General features: G+C 65.2%; 19 protein-coding genes. 1 reads left to right on the top strand and 18 read right to left on the bottom strand.

Annotation, left to right across the window (positions count from 1 at the left end; genetic code table 11):
- Positions 1–49: 49 nt before the first annotated feature.
- The 8 genes from gmk to pyrR are packed head-to-tail and all read right to left on the bottom strand — an operon-like array spanning position 50 to position 9,539.
- On the bottom strand, positions 50–955 hold the full coding sequence (gene gmk / locus ACTU6V_RS07950; RefSeq protein WP_443468288.1) for a guanylate kinase: 906 nt from the start codon (positions 953–955) through the stop codon (positions 50–52).
- Positions 948–1,808, bottom strand: a complete 861-nt coding sequence (gene pyrF / locus ACTU6V_RS07945) for an orotidine-5'-phosphate decarboxylase (protein WP_443468289.1) — start codon at positions 1,806–1,808, stop codon at positions 948–950. The genes gmk and pyrF overlap by 8 nt, the downstream gene beginning before the upstream one ends.
- Positions 1,805–5,092 carry a carbamoyl-phosphate synthase large subunit gene (gene carB / locus ACTU6V_RS07940; protein WP_443475386.1) on the bottom strand — a complete coding sequence of 1,096 codons (3,288 nt, stop codon included), beginning with the start codon at positions 5,090–5,092 and terminating at the stop codon, positions 1,805–1,807. Before carB ends, pyrF begins: the two co-directional genes overlap by 4 nt.
- Positions 5,092–6,243, bottom strand: coding sequence for a glutamine-hydrolyzing carbamoyl-phosphate synthase small subunit (gene carA / locus ACTU6V_RS07935; RefSeq protein ID WP_443475385.1), 1,152 nt, complete (start codon positions 6,241–6,243; stop codon positions 5,092–5,094). The genes carB and carA overlap by 1 nt, the downstream gene beginning before the upstream one ends.
- On the bottom strand, positions 6,240–6,749 hold the full coding sequence (locus ACTU6V_RS07930) for a PH-like domain-containing protein (protein ID WP_443468292.1): 510 nt from the start codon (positions 6,747–6,749) through the stop codon (positions 6,240–6,242). Before ACTU6V_RS07930 ends, carA begins: the two co-directional genes overlap by 4 nt.
- Positions 6,746–8,050, bottom strand: coding sequence for a dihydroorotase (locus ACTU6V_RS07925; RefSeq protein ID WP_443468293.1), 1,305 nt, complete (start codon positions 8,048–8,050; stop codon positions 6,746–6,748). The genes ACTU6V_RS07930 and ACTU6V_RS07925 overlap by 4 nt, the downstream gene beginning before the upstream one ends.
- Positions 8,047–9,012: an aspartate carbamoyltransferase catalytic subunit gene (locus tag ACTU6V_RS07920; RefSeq protein ID WP_443468294.1), complete on the bottom strand. Its 966-nt coding sequence runs from the start codon at positions 9,010–9,012 to the stop codon at positions 8,047–8,049. The genes ACTU6V_RS07925 and ACTU6V_RS07920 overlap by 4 nt, the downstream gene beginning before the upstream one ends.
- Entirely contained in the window at positions 9,009–9,539 is a 531-nt protein-coding gene (pyrR, locus tag ACTU6V_RS07915) for a bifunctional pyr operon transcriptional regulator/uracil phosphoribosyltransferase PyrR (RefSeq protein ID WP_417511907.1), read from the bottom strand. The genes ACTU6V_RS07920 and pyrR overlap by 4 nt, the downstream gene beginning before the upstream one ends.
- Before the next feature lie 107 nt (positions 9,540–9,646).
- Between pyrR and ACTU6V_RS07910 the strand changes: the two genes are divergently transcribed.
- Complete coding sequence (locus tag ACTU6V_RS07910; protein WP_443468295.1) at positions 9,647–10,330, top strand: TMEM175 family protein; 684 nt, start codon at positions 9,647–9,649, stop codon at positions 10,328–10,330.
- A 3-nt stretch (positions 10,331–10,333) separates the two neighbouring features.
- Here the strand turns inward: ACTU6V_RS07910 and ACTU6V_RS07905 are convergent, their stop codons facing one another.
- The 10 genes from ACTU6V_RS07905 to mltG all read right to left on the bottom strand — a co-directional run bounded on the left by ACTU6V_RS07905 (position 10,334) and on the right by mltG (position 21,817).
- The gene (locus ACTU6V_RS07905; RefSeq protein ID WP_443475384.1) at positions 10,334–11,911 is read right to left on the bottom strand and encodes a Rieske 2Fe-2S domain-containing protein; all 1,578 of its coding nucleotides are present in this window, start codon (positions 11,909–11,911) and stop codon (positions 10,334–10,336) included.
- A gap of 78 nt (positions 11,912–11,989) precedes the next feature.
- Positions 11,990–15,262: a DEAD/DEAH box helicase gene (locus tag ACTU6V_RS07900; protein WP_443475383.1), complete on the bottom strand. Its 3,273-nt coding sequence runs from the start codon at positions 15,260–15,262 to the stop codon at positions 11,990–11,992.
- Between the two features lie 37 nt (positions 15,263–15,299).
- Entirely contained in the window at positions 15,300–15,710 is a 411-nt protein-coding gene (gene nusB / locus ACTU6V_RS07895) for a transcription antitermination factor NusB (protein WP_417511913.1), read from the bottom strand.
- Between the two features lie 3 nt (positions 15,711–15,713).
- Complete coding sequence (efp, locus tag ACTU6V_RS07890) at positions 15,714–16,274, bottom strand: elongation factor P (RefSeq protein ID WP_417512101.1); 561 nt, start codon at positions 16,272–16,274, stop codon at positions 15,714–15,716.
- A gap of 55 nt (positions 16,275–16,329) precedes the next feature.
- The gene (locus ACTU6V_RS07885; protein ID WP_443475382.1) at positions 16,330–16,767 is read right to left on the bottom strand and encodes a type II 3-dehydroquinate dehydratase; all 438 of its coding nucleotides are present in this window, start codon (positions 16,765–16,767) and stop codon (positions 16,330–16,332) included.
- Entirely contained in the window at positions 16,764–17,852 is a 1,089-nt protein-coding gene (gene aroB, locus ACTU6V_RS07880) for a 3-dehydroquinate synthase (protein ID WP_443475381.1), read from the bottom strand. The genes ACTU6V_RS07885 and aroB overlap by 4 nt, the downstream gene beginning before the upstream one ends.
- On the bottom strand, positions 17,849–18,367 hold the full coding sequence (locus ACTU6V_RS07875) for a shikimate kinase (protein ID WP_443468300.1): 519 nt from the start codon (positions 18,365–18,367) through the stop codon (positions 17,849–17,851). The genes aroB and ACTU6V_RS07875 overlap by 4 nt, the downstream gene beginning before the upstream one ends.
- Positions 18,354–19,583, bottom strand: coding sequence for a chorismate synthase (aroC, locus tag ACTU6V_RS07870; protein ID WP_443475380.1), 1,230 nt, complete (start codon positions 19,581–19,583; stop codon positions 18,354–18,356). Before aroC ends, ACTU6V_RS07875 begins: the two co-directional genes overlap by 14 nt.
- Before the next feature lie 4 nt (positions 19,584–19,587).
- On the bottom strand, positions 19,588–20,409 hold the full coding sequence (locus tag ACTU6V_RS07865) for a shikimate dehydrogenase family protein (protein ID WP_443475379.1): 822 nt from the start codon (positions 20,407–20,409) through the stop codon (positions 19,588–19,590).
- 4 nt (positions 20,410–20,413) lie between these two features.
- The gene (gene mltG, locus ACTU6V_RS07860) at positions 20,414–21,817 is read right to left on the bottom strand and encodes an endolytic transglycosylase MltG (protein ID WP_443475378.1); all 1,404 of its coding nucleotides are present in this window, start codon (positions 21,815–21,817) and stop codon (positions 20,414–20,416) included.
- Position 21,818: the final 1 nt, after the last annotated feature.

The following is a 21,818-nucleotide window of genomic DNA, read 5'->3' as shown; positions in this document are numbered from 1 at the left end:
CAGGCGACGGGTTCGTCGCGAAGTCGAATCGGCGGGCACGCTAAAGCGTTCAGCGCGCGGTCGCCTCAGACAATTCTACGACCTCGCGAGCTGCTGCGGCGACGTCCTCGTTCACAATGCGGTAATCGAACTCGCTCTGAGCAGCCAATTCGACCTTCGCAGTGCGCAGCCGGCGGGTGCGTTCCTCTTCATCCTCGGTGCCGCGCCCGATCAGACGCTGCACCAGTTCATCCCATGATGGCGGGAGCAGGAAGATGAGAGTTGCCGACGGCTCAGCCGCGCGAACCTGCCTGGCACCCTGCAGGTCGATCTCCAGCAGCACGGTCTTCCCTTCGGCCAGCGCGGTGTCGATCGGTGCGCGAGGAGTGCCGTAGCGGGACTTGTTGTGGACGACCGCGTACTCGAGCAGCTGCCCGTCTGCGATCAGCCGATCGAACTCGCTGTCGTCGACGAAGTAGTAGTGCACTCCATCGATCTCGCCCGGGCGCGACGGCCGTGTCGTCGCGGATACCGAGAGATGGATCTCCGGATGATTCGCTCGGATGTGTGCGGCGACGGTGCCCTTGCCGACGGCGGTGGGGCCGGCGAGGACGAGCAACCGGCTGCGACCTGCGCGCGGCACGGGCTCGGGAAAGCGCTCGTCGAGCCAGCAGGTGAGGCTCGCGCGCTGACGCACTCCGAGACCGCCGAGTCGCTTGACTGGAGCGATCTCGAGGTCAGCGAGGATGCGGTCGCGCTTTCCCACGCCGATCGCGGGAAGAGCGACCAGGAAGTCCGTGATCCGCATGGAGCCGGCGACAGAATCAGCGTCCTCGAAGGCCCGAGCCGCGGCAGTCTGCGGGGTGATGACGCGCATCGTGAGGTCGCGCTTGAGCGACGCGCGTGCGCGCCGACGCTCGACCGCGCGACGTGCGGCAGCAGCACGGTCCACTTCTGGCACGGTTCGTTCAGACATCGAGAGCCTTCCGGTAGTCAGCGACGCGTGCGTCGATTGCCGATGCCAGGCCATCGGGGCCAGCCGAGAGGATACTCCGGCTCTCAGACGCGATCACAGTCGGCGATGCTGCGCCGAAACGGCGCTGCAGTTCGGCGGGCTCAGCGCCCTGTGCGCCGAAACCGGGACCGAGGATGGGGGCGGCTGGAGTGAACGGGGTGAGCCCCGCATCCGTCCAGTCCACCGTGGCCCCGATGACGAAGCCGAGACTCCCCCACTGTCCTGCAGGCGTGCTGGTGGCATTGCGGGCGCTGACCTCTTCGACGATCTGCGCAGAGACTGTCTGCGACTGCGACGTCTGAGAGCGCTGCACGCCCAGTGCTTCGGGGTTGCTGGTCGCGGCGAGGACAAACACACCCTTGCCGTGTGTCTCTGCCAGCGAGAAGGTGCCGTCGAGAGCGCCGACACCGAGGTAGGGGCTGACGGTCAATGCGTCGGCCTCCAGCGGCGAACCCGGAGTGAGCCAGGCCGCCGCGTACGCGTCCATGGTCGTTCCGATATCGCCGCGCTTCGCGTCGGCGATCACGATGAGGTCGCTCCTCCGCGCAGCATCCAGGACATCCTCGAGAGCCGCGAAGCCCGCCGAGCCGAAACGTTCAAAGAACGACACCTGCGGCTTCACAAATCCGACGCGACCAGCCGCGGCATTCACGGTGCGCATGCCGAACTGACGCACGCCAGACGCCGACTCGTCCAGTCCCCACGCGCGCAGAAGAGCGGCATGCGGATCGACACCGACGCAGAGCGGGCCGTATTCGGAGAGCGCGTGCCGGACGCGCTCACCGAATCGCGAACCGGTGTCCTCTTCGGTCACAGAGCCGCCTGCCGGTCGAGTGCGTACTCCTGCAGACTGCGCACATCGAAGCCGGTGTCGGCGGCGTCCATACCGCTCACCGCGGCGCCGAGCACGGCCATGGTCGTGAAAAGTGCTTTATCTGCCGCGACTGCCGCTGCCCGGATCTCGTATCCGTCGGCACGTGCTGCGCCGCCGGACGGCGTGTTCACCACGATGTCGACCTGGCCGTTGTTGATGAGATCGACGATGTTCTCGCCGCCGTCCTGCTGAGTCTCGCTGTACTTGGCGACCACGGTGACCGCGATGCCATTGCGAGAGAGGATCTCAGCGGTACCCTCGGTGGCAACGAGCGTGAACCCGAGCTGCTGCAGACGGTGGGCTGGCAGGATGACGGCGCGCTTGTCTGCGTCTGCGACCGAGATGAACACGGTGCCCGAGGTCGGCATGCCGCCGTATGCGGCAGCCTGGCTCTTCGCGAACGCGGTCGGGAAGTCCTTGTCGATTCCCATGACCTCGCCGGTGGAGCGCATCTCGGGGCCCAGAACCGAGTCGACGATCTTGCCGTCCTTGGTCCGGAAGCGCTTGAAGGGCAGCACTGCTTCCTTGACAGACACCGGTGCACCCAGCGGAACACGCGAGCCGTCGGATGCCGGGAGCATCCCCTCTTCCTTCAGCTCAGCGATCGTGGCGCCGACCATGATGCGGCTGGCGGCCTTGGCCATCGGTATCCCCAGGGCCTTCGACACGAACGGAACGGTGCGGCTGGCACGAGGGTTCGCCTCGATGACGTAGAGCACGCCGGCGCTGATGGCGAACTGCACGTTCAGCAGCCCGCGCACTCCCACGCCCTCGGCGATCGCGAGCGTCGCCACACGAATACGGTCGACGTCACTGCGGCCCAGTGAGATCGGCGGCAGGGTGCAGCTCGAGTCACCGGAGTGGATGCCGGCCTCTTCGAGGTGTTCCATGACTCCGCCGATGTACAGCTCCTCGCCGTCGTAGAGCGCGTCGACATCCAGCTCGATCGCGTCGTCGAGGAAGCGGTCGACCAGTAGCGGGGTGCCGGGGCCGACAATGACCTCGCCGGCGGTGCGCACGAAGTAGTCGCGCAGGCTCGGGGTGTCGTAGACGATCTCCATGCCGCGTCCGCCGAGCACGAAGCTCGGGCGCACGAGCACCGGGTAGCCGATGTCTTCTGCGATGGCCACCGCTTCGTCGACGTCGATCGCCGTGCCGTGACGCGGTGCGACGAGGTCAGCGCGACCCAGCAGCTGCGAGAAGAGCTCGCGCTCCTCTGCGATGTCGATGGCCTCGGGGCTCGTGCCGAGCACGGGGTATCCCGCAGCCTCGATGCCCTTCGCAAGGCCCAGGGGCGTCTGTCCGCCGAGCTGGCAGACGACGCCGAGGATCGTGCCGCTGGCGGCCTCTGCATCGAGCACCTCGAGGACGTCCTCGAGAGTCAGCGGCTCGAAATACAGCCGATCCGAGGTGTCGTAGTCGGTCGAGACGGTCTCGGGGTTGCAATTGACCATGACGGTCTCGTACCCGGCATCCGACAGCGCGAAGGATGCGTGCACGCACGAGTAGTCGAACTCGACGCCCTGACCGATGCGGTTCGGACCCGATCCGATGATGACGACCTTGGTGCGATCCGAGGGCGCGACCTCCGTCTCGAAGTCGTAGCTCGAGTAGTGATACGGCGTCAATGCCGGGAACTCGCCCGCGCACGTGTCGACCGTCTTGTACACCGGGCGGATGCCGAGTCCGTGGCGGACGCCGCGGACCTCAGCCTCGGTGATGCCGCGCAGCTGCGCGAGCTGGGCGTCGGAGAAGCCGTGCTCCTTCGCGTGGCGGATGATCTCGGCATCGAACTCGCCCGCGGTGCGGACAGTCTCTGCCACCTCGTTGATGAGGACCATCTGGTCGATGAACCACGGGTCGATCGCGGTCGCCTCGAACGCCTGCTCGATCGTCGCGCCCTTGCGCAGCGCCTGCTGCAGAACGACGATGCGGCCGTCCGTCGGGGTCTTCGAAATCTCGAGCAGTTCTTCGAGAGAACGGCTCTCTTCAGCCCAGTGGAAGCTCGAACCGCGCTTCTCGAGTGAACGCAGCGCCTTCTGCAGAGCAGTTGAGTAGTTGCGGCCGATCGCCATGGCCTCGCCGACGGACTTCATGGTCGTCGTCAGAGTCGCGTCTGCTGCCGGGAACTTCTCGAACGCGAAGCGCGGAACCTTCACTACGACGTAGTCGAGCGTCGGCTCGAAGCTCGCCGGCGTCACCCCGGTGATGTCGTTCGGAATCTCGTCGAGCGTGTAGCCCAGCGCGAGCTTGGCTGCGAGCTTGGCAATGGGGAATCCGGTCGCCTTCGATGCCAGTGCACTCGAACGCGAGACGCGCGGGTTCATCTCGATGACGATGATTCGGCCGTTGCTCGGGTCGACCGCGAACTGGATGTTGCAGCCACCGGTGTCGACGCCGACGGCGCGGATGATGTCGATGCCGATGTCACGCATCTTCTGGTATTCGCGGTCGGTGAGTGTGAGAGCCGGAGCGACCGTGATCGAGTCGCCGGTGTGCACGCCGACAGGGTCGACGTTCTCGATCGAGCAGACGACGACCGTGTTGTCGGCAGTGTCGCGCATGAGCTCGAGCTCGTACTCCTTCCAACCGAGGATCGATTCCTCGAGGAGCACTTCGGTGGTGGGTGAGTCGTGCAGACCTGCCCCGCCGATGCGGCGGAGGTCTTCCTCGTCGTAGGCGAAGCCCGAGCCGAGCCCGCCCATGGTGAAGCTCGGGCGCACGACCAGTGGGTAGCCGAGAGTCTCGGCGCCGGCAATGAGTTCATCCATGGTGTGGCAGATGACGGATGCTGCGACGTCTGCGCCCGCCTCGAGGACGAGCTCCTTGAAGATCTGGCGGTCTTCACCCTTGTTGATCGCCTCGAAGTTCGCGCCGATGAGCTCGATGTCGTACTTCTCGAGGATCCCGTGGTTGTGGAGCTCGATGGCCGCATTCAGCGCCGTCTGTCCGCCGAGGGTCGGGAGGATCGCGTCGGGCCTCTCCTTCGCGATGATCGTCTCGATGACCTGCCATGTGATGGGCTCGATGTAGGTCGCGTCTGCGAAGTCGGGGTCGGTCATGATCGTGGCGGGGTTGGAGTTCACGAGGATGACGCGTACGCCCTCTTCACGCAGCACGCGGCACGCCTGGGTGCCGGAGTAGTCGAATTCACAGGCCTGGCCGATGACGATCGGGCCGGAGCCGATGACGAGCACGGAGTTGATGTCGCTGCGCTTTGGCATTACTTGGCGCCCTTCTGCGTGGAGATGACCAGCTCTGCGAAGCGGTCGAAAAGATAGTTGGCGTCGTGCGGACCGGCTGCGGCCTCAGGGTGGTACTGCACCGAGAAGGCCGGGATCTCGAGGGCACGCAGCCCCTCGACGACGTTGTCGTTCAAGCCGATGTGGCTGACCTCCACCTTGCCGTAGCCGTTCGGGCTGTCGAAGGTGCCCTCCAGCGGCGCGTCCACAGCGAAGCCGTGGTTGTGTGCGGTGATCTCGATCTTGCCGGTGGTCTTGTCGAGCACGGGCTGATTGATGCCGCGGTGACCGAACGGCAGCTTGTAGGTGCCGAGGCCGAGCGCACGCCCGAGCAGCTGGTTGCCGAAGCAGATGCCGAAGAACGGCAGGCCCGCATCGAGCACGGCGCGAAGAATCGCGACGTGGTCATCGGATGCCGACGGGTCGCCTGGACCGTTCGAGTAGAAGACCGCAACGGGGTCGATTGCGCGAATGTCTTCGATTGTGGAGCTCTGCGGCAGCACATGGACCTCGAAACCGCGAGCGGCGAGATTGTCGATCGTGGCCTGCTTGACGCCGAGATCGAGCACTGCGAGGTTGCCGATGCGCTCCCCGATCGCGGTGGTGATGGTGGCGACGTCGACCGAGACCTGTGCGGAGAGGTTCTGGCCACTCATCTCCGGTGCTTCCTGCACGAGTCGAAGCTGTTCAGCGGCGTCGAGCGCGGCTGCTTGGCCCGAGAAGATGCCGCCGCGCATGGAACCGGCCGAACGGATGCGGCGAGTGACCGCACGAGTGTCGATCCCGCTGATGCCGACGATGCCGTCCTGAACGAGCACGTCGTCCAGTGAAGCGTTCGCACGCCAGTTGGAGACCACTCGTGAGGGGTCGCGCACGATGTAGCCGGCAACCCAGATACGGTGCGACTCGGCGTCTTCATCGTTCATCCCGGTGTTGCCGATGTGCGGCGCCGTCTGCAGAACGATCTGTCCTGCGTAGGACGGGTCGGTGATGGTCTCCTGGTAGCCCGACATCCCCGTGGCGAAGACGACTTCGCCGAGGGTCGTGCCGACCGCGCCGTATGCGCGGCCTGCGTAGCGGGTGCCGTCTTCGAGAACGAGAACGGCGGGTATCAATGCGTGTGAGCTGGTCAAGACGTGGCTCCTGAGTCGTGTGCGGGGGTGAGCCGCTGCAGTTCTGAGATAAGAGTGTCTGGGGTGCTGGTGGCACTGCGCAGATAGGAATCGACCACGGTGTCGGCGTCCGCGCGCCACGCGATTCGGACGAGGCCGCCAGGCTCGACCACACGATCGATGGTGACGGTGGCTCGGTCGACCCCGTAGAGCCTGTCCTTCGGGAGGAAGACTGTCGGCGATCCGTCCAGGCACAGGGCGATCCCGCGGTCTGTCACCGCGAGTTCGCCGCGGGCGCGGTAGGCCAGCGGCGTTATCGCGAGTCGCTCGAGCGGCTGGTCGTGACGCGTTGTCGACACATACAGCACTTCGTAGCGGCTGGTGATCTCGGCGTGCTCTGGCACCCCGAGCGGGGCCGTGTAGATCGAGTCTCGCCGCAACCGTCGCCGCCAGGCGAACAGCATTGCAATCAGCGCGATGACGGCGAGGGCGATCGTGATGGCGACGGCGATATCGCGCATGCTCATCGGTTCAGCTCCGGCACGACTTCGCCATCTGCCACAGTGACGACGCCGTGGTGGATCGTCCACTGCACGCGACCTGGGAGTTCACGGCCCAGGTACGGCGAGTTCTGGCTGCGTCCATGCAGATCCGCAGCGGTGAACTCCCCCGCGACGCTCTGGTCATACAGCGTGATCTGGGCCGGCTGTCCCACCGCGAGCGGCGTGCCGTGTCCGGAGATCATTCCGATGCGTGCGGGCGCGGCGCTCATCACGCGTGCGACATCAGCCCAGTCGAGCTGACCTGTCTGCACCATCGCCTGGTGCACGACCCGAAGGGCGCTCTCCAGACCGACCATGCCGTTGGCCGCCGCCTGCCATTCGCAGGCCTTGTTCTCGGAAGGGTGCGGTGCGTGGTCGGTCGCGACGATGTCGATGGTTCCGTCGGCGAGTCCTTCGCGCACGGCGAGCACATCTTCTTCGCGGCGCAGCGGCGGGTTCACCTTGTAGCGTGCGTCGTATCCGCGAACGAGCTCATCCGTCAGCAACAGGTGGTGCGGGGTCACTTCAGCCGTGACGTTGACGCCCCGCTTCTTCGCCCAGCGAATGATGTCGACCGATCCGGCGGTCGAGAGGTGACAGACGTGCAACCGGGAGCCGACGTGCTCGGCGAGGAGCACGTCGCGAGCGATGATCGACTCCTCGGCGACGGCTGGCCAACCGGTGAGACCGAGCTCAGCTGACACGGTGCCCTCGTTCATCTGGGCGCCCTCGGTGAGTCGAGGGTCTTGCGCGTGCTGAGCGATCACGCCGCCGAAGGACTTCACGTACTCCAGCGCACGGCGCATGATCAGTGGATCGAAGACGCAGAACCCGTCATCGCTGAACACCCGCACCTTGGCGCGCGAATTCGCCATGGCTCCGAGCTCGGCGAGGCGTTCGCCCCTCTGCCCGATGGTCACGGCGCCGATCGGCTGCACTGTGGCGTAACCAGCTGCTTCGCCGAGCGCGAGCTCCTGCTCGACGACGCCGGCTGAATCGGCGACCGGCTCAGTGTTGGGCATGGCGAAGACAGCGGTGAATCCACCGGCTGCAGCGGCCCTGGTGCCGGTCAGGATGGTTTCGGATGCTTCGTAGCCCGGCTCGCGCAGGTGCGTGTGCAGATCGACAAGACCCGGCAGTGCGACGAGTCCGTCGGCGTCGATGACACGAGCGCCGTCGCGGCTGACGCCGGTGCCGAGCTCGGTGATGATTCCGTCTTCGACGCGGATATCTGCGGCGTTCTCGCCGAGCATCCGAGCTCCGGTGATCACGAGGGTCTCGCTCACAGGTCTCTCCCTCGTTCCTCGATACGTTCTCCTGCCAGCAGCAGGTACAGCACAGCCATCCGCACGGACACACCATTGGTGACCTGCTCGAGTACGGTCGAGCGCGGTGAATCCGCAGCTTCGGACGAGATCTCGAGCCCACGGTTCATCGGTCCGGGGTGCATCACAATGCTATCGTCCGGAAGGGCCGCCGCGCGCACGGCGTCCAATCCCCACGTGCGGGAATACTCCCGCTCACTGGGGAAATATGCTGCGTTCATCCTTTCGAGCTGGATGCGCAGCATCATGACGGCATCCGGGCCATCGGCAAGGGCATCGTCGAGCGAGTATTTCACCTGAACCGGCCACTCCGAGATGTTCTGCGGGATCAGCGTCGGCGGGGAGACCAGAGTCACTTCAGCACCGAGAGTGGCGAGCAGCCAGACGTTCGACCGGGCGACACGGGAGTGCAGCACATCGCCGACGATCACGACCCGCACACCAGACAGGTCGCGCCCGCGGCTCTCTGCGCCGAATCGACGCTTGCGGATTGTGAAGGCATCCAGCAGAGCCTGCGTCGGATGCTCGTGGGTACCGTCGCCGGCGTTCACGACGCCAGCGGAGATCCACCCGCTCGTCGCGAGCGTGCGCGGAGCTCCGGAGGCCGAGTGGCGGATGACCACGGCATCCGCTCCCATCGCCTGCAGCGTCTGTGCGGTGTCCTTCAGGCTCTCGCCCTTGGAGACGCTTGACCCCTTCGCCGCGAAGTTGATGACATCGGCCGAGAGGCGCTTGGCTGCTGCTTCGAAGGAGATGCGCGTGCGCGTGGAGTCCTCGAAGAAGAGGTTCACGACCGTCTTGCCGCGAAGCGTGGGGAGCTTCTTGACTTCGCGGGACTGCGTGTCCGACATGTCTTCGGCGACGTCGAGGATGCGCAGCGCGGTGGTGCGATCGAGTGTCTTGGTGTCGAGAAGGTGTCTCATTCGCCGATCGTCACCTCATCGATGCCGTCGTTCTCGCTGAGACGGACGTTGACGCGCTCGGTGCGTGCCGACGGAATGTTCTTGCCGACGAAGTCAGGGCGGATCGGCAGCTCGCGGTGGCCGCGATCGACGAGGATGGCCAGACGCACCACCGCGGGTCGTCCGATCGACTGAATGGCATCAAGGGCGGCACGGATGCTGCGCCCGGAGAAGAGCACATCGTCGACAAGGACGACAGTTCTCCCGTCGATGCCGCCGGAGGGGATCTCGGTGGGCTGCGGAGACCGCGTCGGATGCTGCGCGAGGTCATCCCGGAACAGCGTGACGTCGAGAGATCCGACGGGAATCTCGGTCTGCGTAATCGAAGTGATCAGCGCTCCCAGACGCGCAGCCAGAGCGACGCCGCGCGTGGGGATGCCCAACAGCACCAGATCGGCCGGGCCCTTGTTCGACTCGAGGATCTCATGGGCGATGCGGGTCAGAGCCCGCGAGATATCGGCTTGCTGCAGCACAGTGCGTGCGTTCATCAGCCGCTCCCTTCTCCGCCTCTCTGGACGGTGTTAAAGGTTGCTTGCGCTGCCCATTCTACCGGTTTCGGTTGCCCCGCCGCACACGCTGGTGCCACGCTGTGGGCATGAGCGATGACGCTGACCCCGCACCTGTGGCCCGGCGTGCGCGGGTGGATACGGTCGACGCGACGGATTCGATGCCGTTCAGCCGTGGTGTCTCACTCTTCGACGCGGTCTATGGCTTCGCCATGACGCTCCTGATCGCAAACGTCGATCCCCCGCCGGAAGAGGCGTGGGAGAGTCTCGATGCGCTGATGGCATCCGGGGCATCGACCCAGTTCCTGGGCTTCGCGTTGAGTTTCGTCGTCATCGCCGTCGTCTGGCGCGCCAACGTCCGGCTCATGCGCCGACTCTCAGGCATGGACGGTCCGGTCACAGCGCTGAATCTGCTGACGACAGCCCTCGTGATCATCATCGCCTTCACGACACAGGGCATCAGCGACCCGGTGACGACCGAGCTCGCCCTGCCCACAGCGCTGTATGCGCTGAACATCGCCGCGGTCTCATCGTCGCAGGTCCTCATGTATCAGGTAGCCCGTGCGCGCGGGCTCGAGGATCCGCGCCGCACGAACCGCCAGAACCGTTTCGAGCTTCTCGCGGCTCTCACCACCCCTGTGGTGTTCCTCGCATCGGTTCCGGTTGCGCTATTCGTCGATGCGAACACCGCCAAACTGACCTGGTTGATCCTCGTCGTACTGAACCCGCTCGCGGGAATCTTCGTTCAGCGCAGGACGGCGGATGACCGCTGAGTCTCAGGCGTCCAGCCGCAGTGCGTCCTCGGTGACCGGACAGTGCTCGGCGCGGATCTCGTGACCGGTGGTCGTCAGGCACTTGCCCGTCTTCAGATCCCACTTCCAGTCGTGCATGCTGCACGTGAGAACGCCGTCTTCGTCGACCTTTCCGGTCTTCGTCAGGTCAGCGCGCAGGTGCGGGCAACGACGCTGCACGACCCAATCGCCGACTTGGGCATCCTCAGTCTGGTCGGTCTGCTCGGAGTACCAGTTCTCGACGTACTCGATGCGATCCACCGACAGGCACTTGAGGAACGTGGTGAGGAACTCGTTGAACTTGCCGCTTCGTCCCACCGAGAACTGCATCGACAGGAAGATCGAGTTGGACCAGTCGATCTCGTGGTCCCGGATGTTCGTGGAGACGAGGTCAGCGGGGAGCGTGTACCAGTAGATGCACTCCTCCCCCGCGTATTCACGCACCTTGGCCTTGGGGAAGTCGACGACCATATCGAGGTCGCCGATGCGGAATCGCACGCAGCCGCCCACACCGAGACGGATGGTGCGGGACTTCTTCAGCAGCGGCTCCCACCATGCCTTGAGCGCGGCAAGGATCTCTCCTGCCGGCAGCGGTTCGGCGCGCTCTGCGACTTCATCGCGGATCTCCTGCTGGCGACTGGCGCGCTGAGCCTCCAGGTAGGTCCACTTGTCGTCGAAGATGCTGTCGATCTCGTCCTGCGTGTACAGCGTCTGCTCGATCGAGACCAGTTCACGGTTCTCGAGCGTCACGACGGTTCCCGGAACGAACAGGCGTCCGTCGTACTGCGGGGCAAGCTCGTTCATGTGCGTGATGAACTGCTTCTGATCGGTGAAGATCGAATCGTCGTTCTGGCCGTAGCCGTTGTACTGGAACAACTCATCGCGCAGGAACATCGGCGGGCCTGCCATCGGGAACACCACCGGCGCATCGACCTTCTCGACGTAGTACATCGCGCGCTTGTTCTGCGCATCGCGCTTGAGGCGTGCGAAGTTCTGCTTGGCGTCCTGCGGGAGGTCGTAGACCATCGGCCACCAGATGGCTCCGGAGGTCTGAGTGAAGTACGCGTCGGGCTTGCCGAAGCTCAGAAGCCGCTCGAGATCGAGAGGGTGCGAGTCGTTCTGGTTGAGAATCGAAGCGGTGCCGTCATCAACGCTGAGCGATGAGTCGCCGATCGGACCGTCGCTGGGCGCGCGCAGTGGCGTGATCATGATCTTCAGCTCGCCGCGTTCGATCACTTCTCCGGCTGGTGCGTAGGTGATGTTGGTGTAGCCCAGAGCCCGAATGTCCTGCTCGAGGTCATCGATGGGGTACTCCGGCAGCAGGACTTCGATGTCGCGGCGGATGAAACGCTGCAGAAGCTTCGGGTCGAAGTGATCGCGGTGCCGGTGGGAGATGTACAGGAAGTCGGCTTCACGGCCGAGTCTCTCCCAGTCGAGCCCACGGTTGTCAGGGAAGGGGAACCAGGAGCCGAAGAACGACGGGCCCACGACGGGGTCGCAGATGATGTTTCCGCCGAGTGTCTCGATGAACATCCCGGCGTGGCCGAGTCCTGTGATCCGCATTGCGCTCCTCCTGCTGTGGACACCACGATTCTACCTGTGGGGCCCTTGGCGCCGACCCAGCGGGGCCGGGTAAATGCCCTACCCCTCGAACAGCCCGCGGATGTCGTCGGCTGTCAGCGATTGCGCGAAAAGCGCCTCATCGTCCATCACCGCGGTGAACAGGCGGGCTTTGCGTTGTTGAAGGGCCAGCACCTTCTCTTCGATCGTGCCCGTGGAGATCATCCGATAGACCATGACGGGCCTGTGCTGGCCGATGCGATGCGTGCGATCTATGGCCTGCGCTTCTGCCGCAGGGTTCCACCAGGGATCGAGCATGAAGACGTAGTCGGCCTCTGTGAGCGTGAGACCGAACCCGCCTGATTTGAGGCTGATGAGGAAGACCGGCTGTTCGCCCTTGCGGAACCCGTCGATCACCTGGCGACGATTGCGGGTAGAGCCATCGAGATATGCGAACGGGATGCCAGCCTGCTGCAGCCGGTCCGCGGCAATCTTGAGGAATGAGGTGAACTGGCTGAAGACCAGCGCGCGATGCCCCTCGGCGTGCAACTCGATCACCCGCTCGATGAGGGTGTCGATCTTTCGGGAGCCGACATGCGCATCTGCTTCGTCGACTAGTCCGGGAGCCAGGCTGAGCATGCGCAGCATCGTGAGAGAGCGGAATACGATGAACCTGTTCCGATCAAGGTCCTGCAGAAGCCCGAGCACCTTCTGCCGCTCGCGCTGCAGCACGGTGTCGTACAGCACGCGATGCGGAGCGCTGAGCTCAACGTGCAGCAGCTGCTCCTGCTTCTCCGGGAGGTCGGTGGCCACAAGCTCCTTGGTGCGGCGCAGCATCAGAGGCCGAATGCGGCGGCGCAACCGCTCGAGCCGTCGCTGGCGGTACTCGCTGCCCTCTTCGTTCTCGGGCACTTTGCCCTTCTCGATCGGCTGGATGTAGTCCTGACGAAACTTTCGGGCGGAGGCGAACAGCCCGGGAGCGGTGAGCTTCAGCAGCGCCCACAGGTCGCTGAGACTGTTCTCCATCGGCGTTCCGGTCACGGCGAACGTCACGCGCGCGGGGATGGATGCCACCGCTCTGTGCTGTTTCGTCGACGCGTTCTTCACGAACTGTGCTTCATCGAGCACGAGCACAGCCCACTCGGTCGACGCGTACTCTTCGGCGTCGAGTCGCACGAGCGTGTAGGACGTGACCACGATGTCGACCTCGCGGGCGAGCTCTTCGACTGACGAACGGCGTCGCGCCAGTGTGCCGTCGACCACGTGCACGCTCAGCGATGGGGCGAACCTCGCCGCCTCGTCTTGCCAGGTTGCCTGCACCGAGGTCGGCGCGACGACGAGAAACGGTCGCTTCTCCCCCGTTGCGCGTGCGTGCAGCATCAGGGTGAGCAGCTGGATCGTCTTCCCAAGGCCCATGTCATCGGCGAGGATGCCGCCGAGGTGGTGCTCCCAGAGAAAAGCAAGCCAGTCGAAACCGGCCTTCTGATATGTGCGGAGCTCGGCCTTCAGCGAATCGGGAAGCGCGGTGGGGGGCACCCCGGTCGCGTCGCGCAGCCCCTCGGCAGTCGCGCGCCACGTCGTGGCCGGAATCGCTTCGTCAGCGAGGTCCTCGAACTCTTCCCAGAGGTCGGTCTGGTACCGGCTGATGCGCGGCGCCGTCTCCCACTCGGTGAGATCAGTCGCCTCATCGATGAGCTCCCGCAGCGCATCAAGCGCCGGATGCGCGAGTGAGAAATAGCTGCCGTCGATCAGCAGCAGCTTCGTGCGCCGCATGCTCAGGGCAGTGAACAGCGGCGCGAACGGGATGCTGCGGCCATCGATCCTGACGAGGATTCCGAGGTCGAACCAGTCCGGATCAGCGCTCTCCACCGTGGAGACCGTGATCTCGGGCGCCCCGCTGAGCTCGTGATAGTTCTTCGCTCTGCCTGTCCGCACCACCGATACGCCCTGCTCCTGCAGCCCCGGCACGATGTGCGTGGCGAACTCAGCGGCATCGACATCGTGCAACGTGCCGGTGGCCTGGAACTGCACGCCAGTGACGCGCTCCCAGATCTTCTCGAGCGCGTCGCGGCCGGATTGTTCGCGCACGTCGTCGCGCACGGCGTCGGAGGTCGCAGTGAGCGGATACCTGCCGTATCCCTGGTAGGTCCACTCGAATGCGTAGTCGATTCGGTCCCGCGGGTGGTGCGCCACCACGAGGGTCGGAGCCGGCACCGGCATGACCGGAAGCTCTACTGCCCCGACCGTGTGCACCGGTACACGTCGCGCGAGCGCGGGGTACGCATCGTGAAGGAAAGCGCCCTCCTCTGCGGCAGGAACGACGAGTGTCGACCGCGCGGTAAGCAGCGCGTGAACGACGGGGCTCAGCGGTACCTCCGCAAGGGTCACGGTCGCTCTGCTGCCGGTTGGTTCGACGACGTAGATGCCGGTGTGTCCGATCGTGCGCACATGCGCAGCATCCGCGGGTCGATCGTCAAGAACGACATCGGCGGTGATCGAAAGATCTTCGCCGATGCGCTCGACTTGCGCTGCGACGGAGCCCGTGGAGGCGACCCCCACCTGGAAGCTCTTCTGAGCGGACACGAGTGGAATGCCCAGCCCGGCCGCCGCACGCAGGTGCGGCCAGAGCAGAGCCGACTGCACATGATCGAGCATGAGCCAGTCTCCCGCCGTTCCAGACAGCAGCGACTCGCGGGCGATGCTCAGGAGGTCGGCGAACCAGCGCAGTTGTTCGGGCCGGAACTGCGAACCTGGACGTCGGATCGCATCCCAGGAGGCCTGTCCCTGGATCCAGGCGCCCGTGGACTGGCTGCGCATGAGCGGACGCATTCCGAGCAGAAGCTCACCCCCGCCTTTGACGACGTCACGCACGGTCGCGGTGCGCATCGGACGCGGTGCCCACTGATGCACGCCCTTGTCTTCGCGATGGCGCACCTCGATACCGAGCGCCAACGAGGCAGCGTTGGAGGCTGGAGGTGAGGATTCGAGCAGGGTCCGCCAGCTCGGCTGACCGGGAACCTCTGAACCCGTGGCAGTCACAGTGGCAGGTGGCGAAGCCTCGACCTGGGCGTTGCTCACCAGGACGGTCGCGACGATGTGCTTGCAACCCGAGCGCACAGGGCAGTTGCAGGACGTCGATGCGACCGCCGCGGTCTCACGACCCGGTGTGACACGGATGACACAGTGATAGTCGGATTGCGCGGAGCCGCGCACGTCCGCTGAGAGCACCGAGAAGTCGTCGTTCCATCGGGAACGGTGCACCATGCCGTCGCGGGCATACGCGCGCCCACGATCGAAGCTGCCGGCGTCCGTGAACCGCCGCAGCGCAGACAGATCTATCAGCGGTGCGGGCATACCGGGATCCTCCCGCGAACCACCGACAACCTGTCAGTCAGCTTGCGCGTGCGACTCTGGCGAGCACTCCGTGCACGAATGCACCGGAGTCATCAGTGGAGAACTCCTTGGCGAGCTCGACGGCCTCATCGATCGCGACGGCGGTCGGCACCTCGTCGTTGTAGAGGATCTCCCACGCGCCCATCCGCAGCAGCGCACGGTCAACAGCCGGCATGCGCTCGAGCTTCCAGTCGCGACTGTGGGTCACGATGCTCTCATCGATGTCATCACGGTGATCGATGATTCCGTCGATGATCTCGCGAGCGTACAGCCAAGAGGCCTCACGAGCGGGCTCGCTCGCTGCTCGCTTGGCCTCCGCCGCGAGCGTGACAGCGATCTCGTCTCCGCGGACATCCGAGGAGAAGAGAATGTCGAGTGCGCGCTTGCGCGCCTTCGTCCGAGCGCTCACGCCTTACTTCTCGCGGCCGAGGTAGTCGCCCGTGCGAGTGTCGACCTTGATCTTGGTGCCCGTCTCGACGAACAGCGGCACCTGCATCTCGTAGCCGGTCTCGACGGTTGCGGGCTTGGTGCCCGCGGACGAGCGGTCGCCCTGGAGGCCGGGCTCGGAGTAGGTCACCTCGAGGATGACGGACGTCGGCAACTCGATGTACAGCGGGTTGCCGTTGTTGAGCGCGATCGTGACCTGAGTGTTCTCGAGGAGGAAGTTCTTCGCGTCGCCGACGACGACATCGCTCAGCGTGAGCTGATCGAAGTCGGTCGTGTCCATGAACACATAGCCGTCGCCATCGGCATAGAGGTACGTGAAGTCACGACGGTCGACGTTCTCGATGTCGACCTTTGCGCCGGCGTTGAAGGTCTTGTCGTTGGTGCGTCCGGTGACGACGTTCTTCAGCTTGGTGCGCACGAACGCGCCGCCCTTGCCGGGCTTGACGTGCTGGAACTCCACAACGGTCCAGAGCTGTCCGTCGAGATTGAGGACGACGCCGTTCTTGATGTCTGCGGTGGATGCCATTCGAGAGAGTTCCGTTTCGTATGCGGGGTGACCAAAGTGTGGTCGACTGTCGATTCTACGGGATGAGTGGAGCAAGCCGTGCGACGGCGGTCGCGTATCCCGCCACGCCCTCGCCGATCACTCGGACGGCGGCGACATCGTGCAGGTACGAGAAACGTCGGAATTCCTCTCGTGCATTGACGTCCGAGATGTGCACTTCAGCGAACGGCAACGACACTCCCGTGAGCGCATCGCGCAGTGCCACGGAGGTGTGCGTCAGCCCCCCAGGGTTGATAACGATGCCTGCGCAGTCTTCGCGCGCCGCGTGGATGGCGTCGATGAGCACGCCCTCGTGATTGCTCTGGATCGTGCGCAGGTCGAAACCGGCCTGCGCCGCGGCATCCGACGTGATCTTCTCGACGTCGGCGAGTGTCGAGGTGCCGTAGGTGGCGGGATCCCGGATGCCGAGGAGGTTCAGGTTCGGCCCGTTGACGAGCAGCAGGCGCCGGGTCATGCGCCGATCTCCTGATACGCGGCGAACAGCAGCGACTCGTCTGGCGCCTGCAGCACTGTCGGCTTGGCGATGTCGGAGAGGACGATGAAGCGCAGCATCCCGCCACGGCTCTTCTTGTCGCGCTGCATGGACGCCAGCAGTTGAGACCAGGCGCCGGCGCGGTACGTGGTCGGCAGCCCCAGGGACTCGAAGATCGAGCGGTGCCGATCGACCGCGGCATCCGAGAGCCGCCCTGCAAGACGGGAGAGCTCTGCCGCGTACATCATGCCGATCGAGATCGCCGCGCCATGTCGCCACTGATAGCGCTCCGCGTGCTCGATGGCGTGTCCGAGCGTGTGTCCGTAGTTGAGGATCTCCCGCTGACCTGCTTCGCGGAAGTCCTCCGAGACCACCGTCGCCTTCATCTGGATCGCGAGCTCGACCGTGCGACGGAACTCATCGGTTGTCGTGTCGACTGCGCGGGAAGGATCCGCTTCGATGATGTCGAGGATCTCCGGCGCCCAGATGAAACCGGCCTTGACCACTTCGGCATAGCCTGCGGTCGCCTCGTTGGCACTGAGGCTGCCGAGCTCATCGAGGTCGCCGATGACCGCACGCGGCGCCCAGAATGCGCCGACGAGGTTCTTGCCCTCCGCGGTGTTCACGCCGGTCTTGCCGCCGACCGACGCATCGACCAGTCCCAGCACCGTGGTGGGGATCTGTACGACCTGCACGCCGCGCAGCCAGGTTGCCGCGACGAAGCCTGCCAGGTCTGTGACCGATCCGCCGCCGTAGCCGATCACCGCATCGGTGCGGGTGAAGTCGGACTGGCCCATGACCTGCCAGCAGAATGCGGCGACCTCGATGCGCTTGCCCTGCTCTGCGTCTGGCACCTCGGCGAGCATCACTTCGCGTCCCGCATTCGCGGTATCAGCCAGTAGCCGGTCCCGAAGCTCCGCAGCGCGCGCGGCAAGCGTCGGAGGATGAACGATGAGGATCTTGCGGACCGCCGGGTCCAGAGCGCTCGAGACCTGATCGAGGATGCTCCGACCGACAGTGATGTCGTAGGACGCCTGGCCGGTCACATTGATCGTGGTGCTGCTCATGATTGCTCTCTCCTCCATGCCGCGATCTCACTGGCGATGCGCTGCATCGGCCTATGAGAAGTGTCGAAGGTCGCATTCGCGACCTCGTCGTACCAGCCACGGCGCTGTTCGTAGATCTTCTTCCAACGGACGAGCGGGTCGTTATCACCTGCGAGAAGCGGTCGTCCGCTGCCGCGGACCCGCTGCGCGACAGCATCAGCGGTGACATCGAGAAAGACGACCGGGTGCTGCTGCAGGAGTTCACGCGTCTGCGGGCTCACCACCGCGCCTCCCCCCAGCGAGATGACACCGCCCTCTTGGAGGGCCGCTGCCACCGCTCGGCGTTCGAGCTCACGGAACTGCTCCTCACCGCGTGCGGTGAAGATCTCTGCGATCGCGCCATGCTCAGACGCGATCCGCTTGTCCGTGTCGATGAAAGCCACCCCGAGATGCTTGGCCACCCGGCGACCGACGCTGGTCTTGCCGGCGCCCATGGGGCCTACGAGCACAAGCGTCAGCGGGTCAGAGCTGCTCATCGTGAGCGATCAGAGCTACCTCCGACGCGGGCGCCGTACGCAGCTCAGCGGGGATCGCGTCGAGGTAGCTCTCGAGGTTGCGGCGCGTCTCACGGATACTGTCGCCTCCGAACTTCTCGAGCACGGCGCGCGCGAGTTCGACGGCGACCATCGCTTCAGCGACGACGCCAGCGGCCGGAACTGCGCAGACATCTGAACGCTGGTGATGTGCGTTCGCCGCCTCGCCGGTTGCGGTGTCGATCGTGCGCAGTGCGTGCGGGACGGTCGCGATCGGCTTCATGCCGGCTCGGACGCGCAGCACCGTGCCGGTGGACATACCGCCCTCTGTACCGCCGGCGCGATCGGATGCGCGAGTGATGCCGTCGTCGGTGACGAAGAGCTCATCATGCGCAGCAGAGCCGCGACGACGCGTCGTCTCGAAGCCGTCGCCGACCTCGACGCCCTTGATCGCCTGAATGCTCATGAGCGCCTGTGCGAGACGTGCGTCCAGGCGACGGTCCCAGTGCACGTGCGAGCCGAGCCCAGGAGGCAGTCCGTAGGCGAGCACCTCGACGATGCCGCCGAGCGTGTCGCCGGCCTTGCGAGCGTCATCGACTTCTTCGACCATCCGCGCGGAGGTCGCGCTGTCGAAGCACCGCAGCGGATCAGCATCGAGAGCATCGACATCGTCAGGGGTCGGCAGAGCTGCGTCTTCCGGCGAACGCACCGGACCGATCGACAGGGTGTGGCTGACCAGTCGGATCCCCAGCTCGCTCAGGAAAGACCGCGCGACAGCGCCCAGCGCGACACGCGCAGCGGTCTCACGAGCACTCGCCCGCTCGAGGATCGGGCGCGCCTCGTCGAAGTCATACTTCTGCATACCGACGAGGTCCGCGTGCCCGGGCCTGGGCCTTGTGAGCGGGGCTGAGCGACCACGTGACTTTTCGGTGATCTCGATGGGCTCGGGGTTCATGACCTCGATCCACTTCGGCCACTCCGTGTTGCCGATGCGCAGCGCGATCGGGCTCCCGAGTGTCTTGCCGTGGCGGACACCGCCGGAGATGGTCAGTTCGTCCTGCTCGAACTTCATCCGCGAGCCGCGGCCGTAGCCCAGCTTTCGACGGGCGAGGTCGGCCTGGATCGCCTCAGAGGAGATCGGGACGCCGGAGGGCAGACCCTCCATGACGGCGATGAGTTCGGGGCCGTGCGATTCGCCGGCTGTGAGCACGCGGAGCATTGCTCTAGTCTCCCACGTACGCCGATCGCATTTCGTCACGCACTCGTGCTTCGTCATCAAGCGGGTGCAGCGGGTCGCTGTGCAGGAACACCCGCACCTGGCGAACCGCCTGATGCAGCAGCATCTCGGAGCCGGAGACGACCCGTCCGCCGTGCCATGCGTCGGCCAATGCAGAGGGCCATGGCTCGTACGCCACCTCGAAGAGATCGCCGCCGGATTCTGCGAGTGCGGCGCTCACGGATGCATCAAGAACAGTGCCAGAGGGCAGGGTCGCGATCGTCAGATCCACCAGTGCTCCGCTGGCGTCGAGCTCGGTGACGTCGACCCGCATGCCGAGCCGCTCCCCCAAGGCCCAGAGTCCTTCTGCGCGCTCGGGCCGTCGTGCGCGCACCTCTACTCGGGATGCGCCGCATTCGGATGCCGCGACGAGGGCGGATGCGGCAGTGGCCCCGGCGCCCAGAATACGCACGGCAGCGAAATCTTCGATTCCGTTCTCTGCCAACGCATCGATGATGCCGCCGACATCGGTGTTGAATCCTTGCGGCTCTGAGCCCAGCAGCATCGTGTTCACTGCACCGGTCAGTTCGGCGTGGCGGTCGCGCGAAGAGGTTGCGGCAAATGCTGCATCTTTCAGCGGCATCGTAAGAGACAGGCCTCGCCAGGTCTCATCGAGTGCGCCCAATTCGCCGCTGAAGCTCTCGGCGCTCACGCGCCTTCGCCCGTACTGCCAGTCCAGCCCGAGCGCGCGGTAGGCCGCGGTGTGAAGTGCCGGCGATCTGCTGTGCTCGATCGGATCGCCCCAGACCTCGAGACGGTGACGCGTCATGGCGTCAGCATCCCTGGTCGGGGTTCGCCTGACACCACTGCTGCCAGACCTTGATGGCGGCCTGGTGCTCTTCGTAGGTCGTGGAGAAGACGGTCTCGCCAGTCTGCGGGTTGATCGTCACGAAATACAGCCATGGGCCGTCTGACGGATGCATCGCAGCCTCGATGGCCGCGTCGCTCGGGCTGGCGATGGGGCCGATCGGCAGTCCTTCATGGACGTAGGTGTTCCACGGGTTGTCATCGAACTGCGCCTCCTCAGAGGTGCTCAGAACGCCCGCGTGCAATTCGCCGTAGCCGTACTGCGAGGTGGAGTCCATCTGCAACTTCATTCCGTCGTCGAGACGGTTCTGAATGACGCGTGAGACCTTGGCGAAGTCATCCGTTCGACCTTCTCGCTGGATGATTGATGCGATGGTGAGGATCCGCTGCTCGTCGCCTGGGGCCACACCAGCCGCACTGAGCGACTCGCGGGTGCGATCGACCATGCGGGCGATCACCTGAGTGGCCGTCGCTTCCGGATCGAAGGTGTACACGGCGGGGAAGAGCCAGCCTTCGAGATCCGCTGCTGCCACGTCATAGACGCTGGGGTCGGCGACCGCGGCCTGCAGCTCTTCGAGAGGAATGCCTACGCCCTCGGAGATGAGCGGAAGGGAGGACTCCACGGTGCCGCCCTCTGCGATAGCCACGGTGTTCTCGGACTTGTTGGCAGGATCCTGGAGAGCTTCGAGAGCGGCCGCTGACGTCATCTTCTGCTGCAGGGTGTACACGCCGGGGTAGAAGGTGAATGCGATGTTCTCATCGACCAGGTAGTCATAGAAGACACCATCGGTCCGCGTCACGCCTGCCTCGTACAGCGCGGTCGAAACGTTGGATCCGGTGTCGCCCTCGCGAATCGTGACGGCCGCTTCGCCGGTGGCGAGCCCGGCCTCCCAGTCTGCGGGAGGCCCCCATCCCATGACGTCGCTGATCTGATCACCGTAGGTGTTCATCACCCAGAAACCCGCGCCGACTGCGCCGCCGATCAGTGCCAAAACGATGACCAGCGCAACGAGACAGCCCGTGCGCCGCTTCTTGCGCCGCCTGCCACCGGAGCCGGTGCCGTCATCATCGTCGGCAGCGAAGAGGTCATCGAGCGTGGCTGCGGGCTTGTCCCCTGCCGTTGGAGTGGGAACGGGGGCATTCTCCGCGGGAAGCGCGTCATCGGAATCCGCCTGTGGAGCGACAGAGCCATTCTCAACATGTGAGGCCCTGCGAGCCTGCTGCGTCTGCTCGCGCATCGCTCGGCGCGAGCCGGGCGTGGGGGGTGAGGAGTTCACTGCCGGCGCCTGATGAAGCGGCTCAGGAAGATTCGCGAACAGATCATCAGACAGACTCTGCGATTCCTGCTCGCGCTGCTCTCGTTCAGGCATG

Origin of the sequence: Microbacterium zouquanmingi (assembly GCF_052266675.1) — a bacterium.
In the GTDB taxonomy this organism is placed as follows: domain Bacteria; phylum Actinomycetota; class Actinomycetes; order Actinomycetales; family Microbacteriaceae; genus Microbacterium.
Note: the sequence above shows the minus strand (reverse complement) of the source record. Positions and strands in the feature narration are given on the sequence as shown.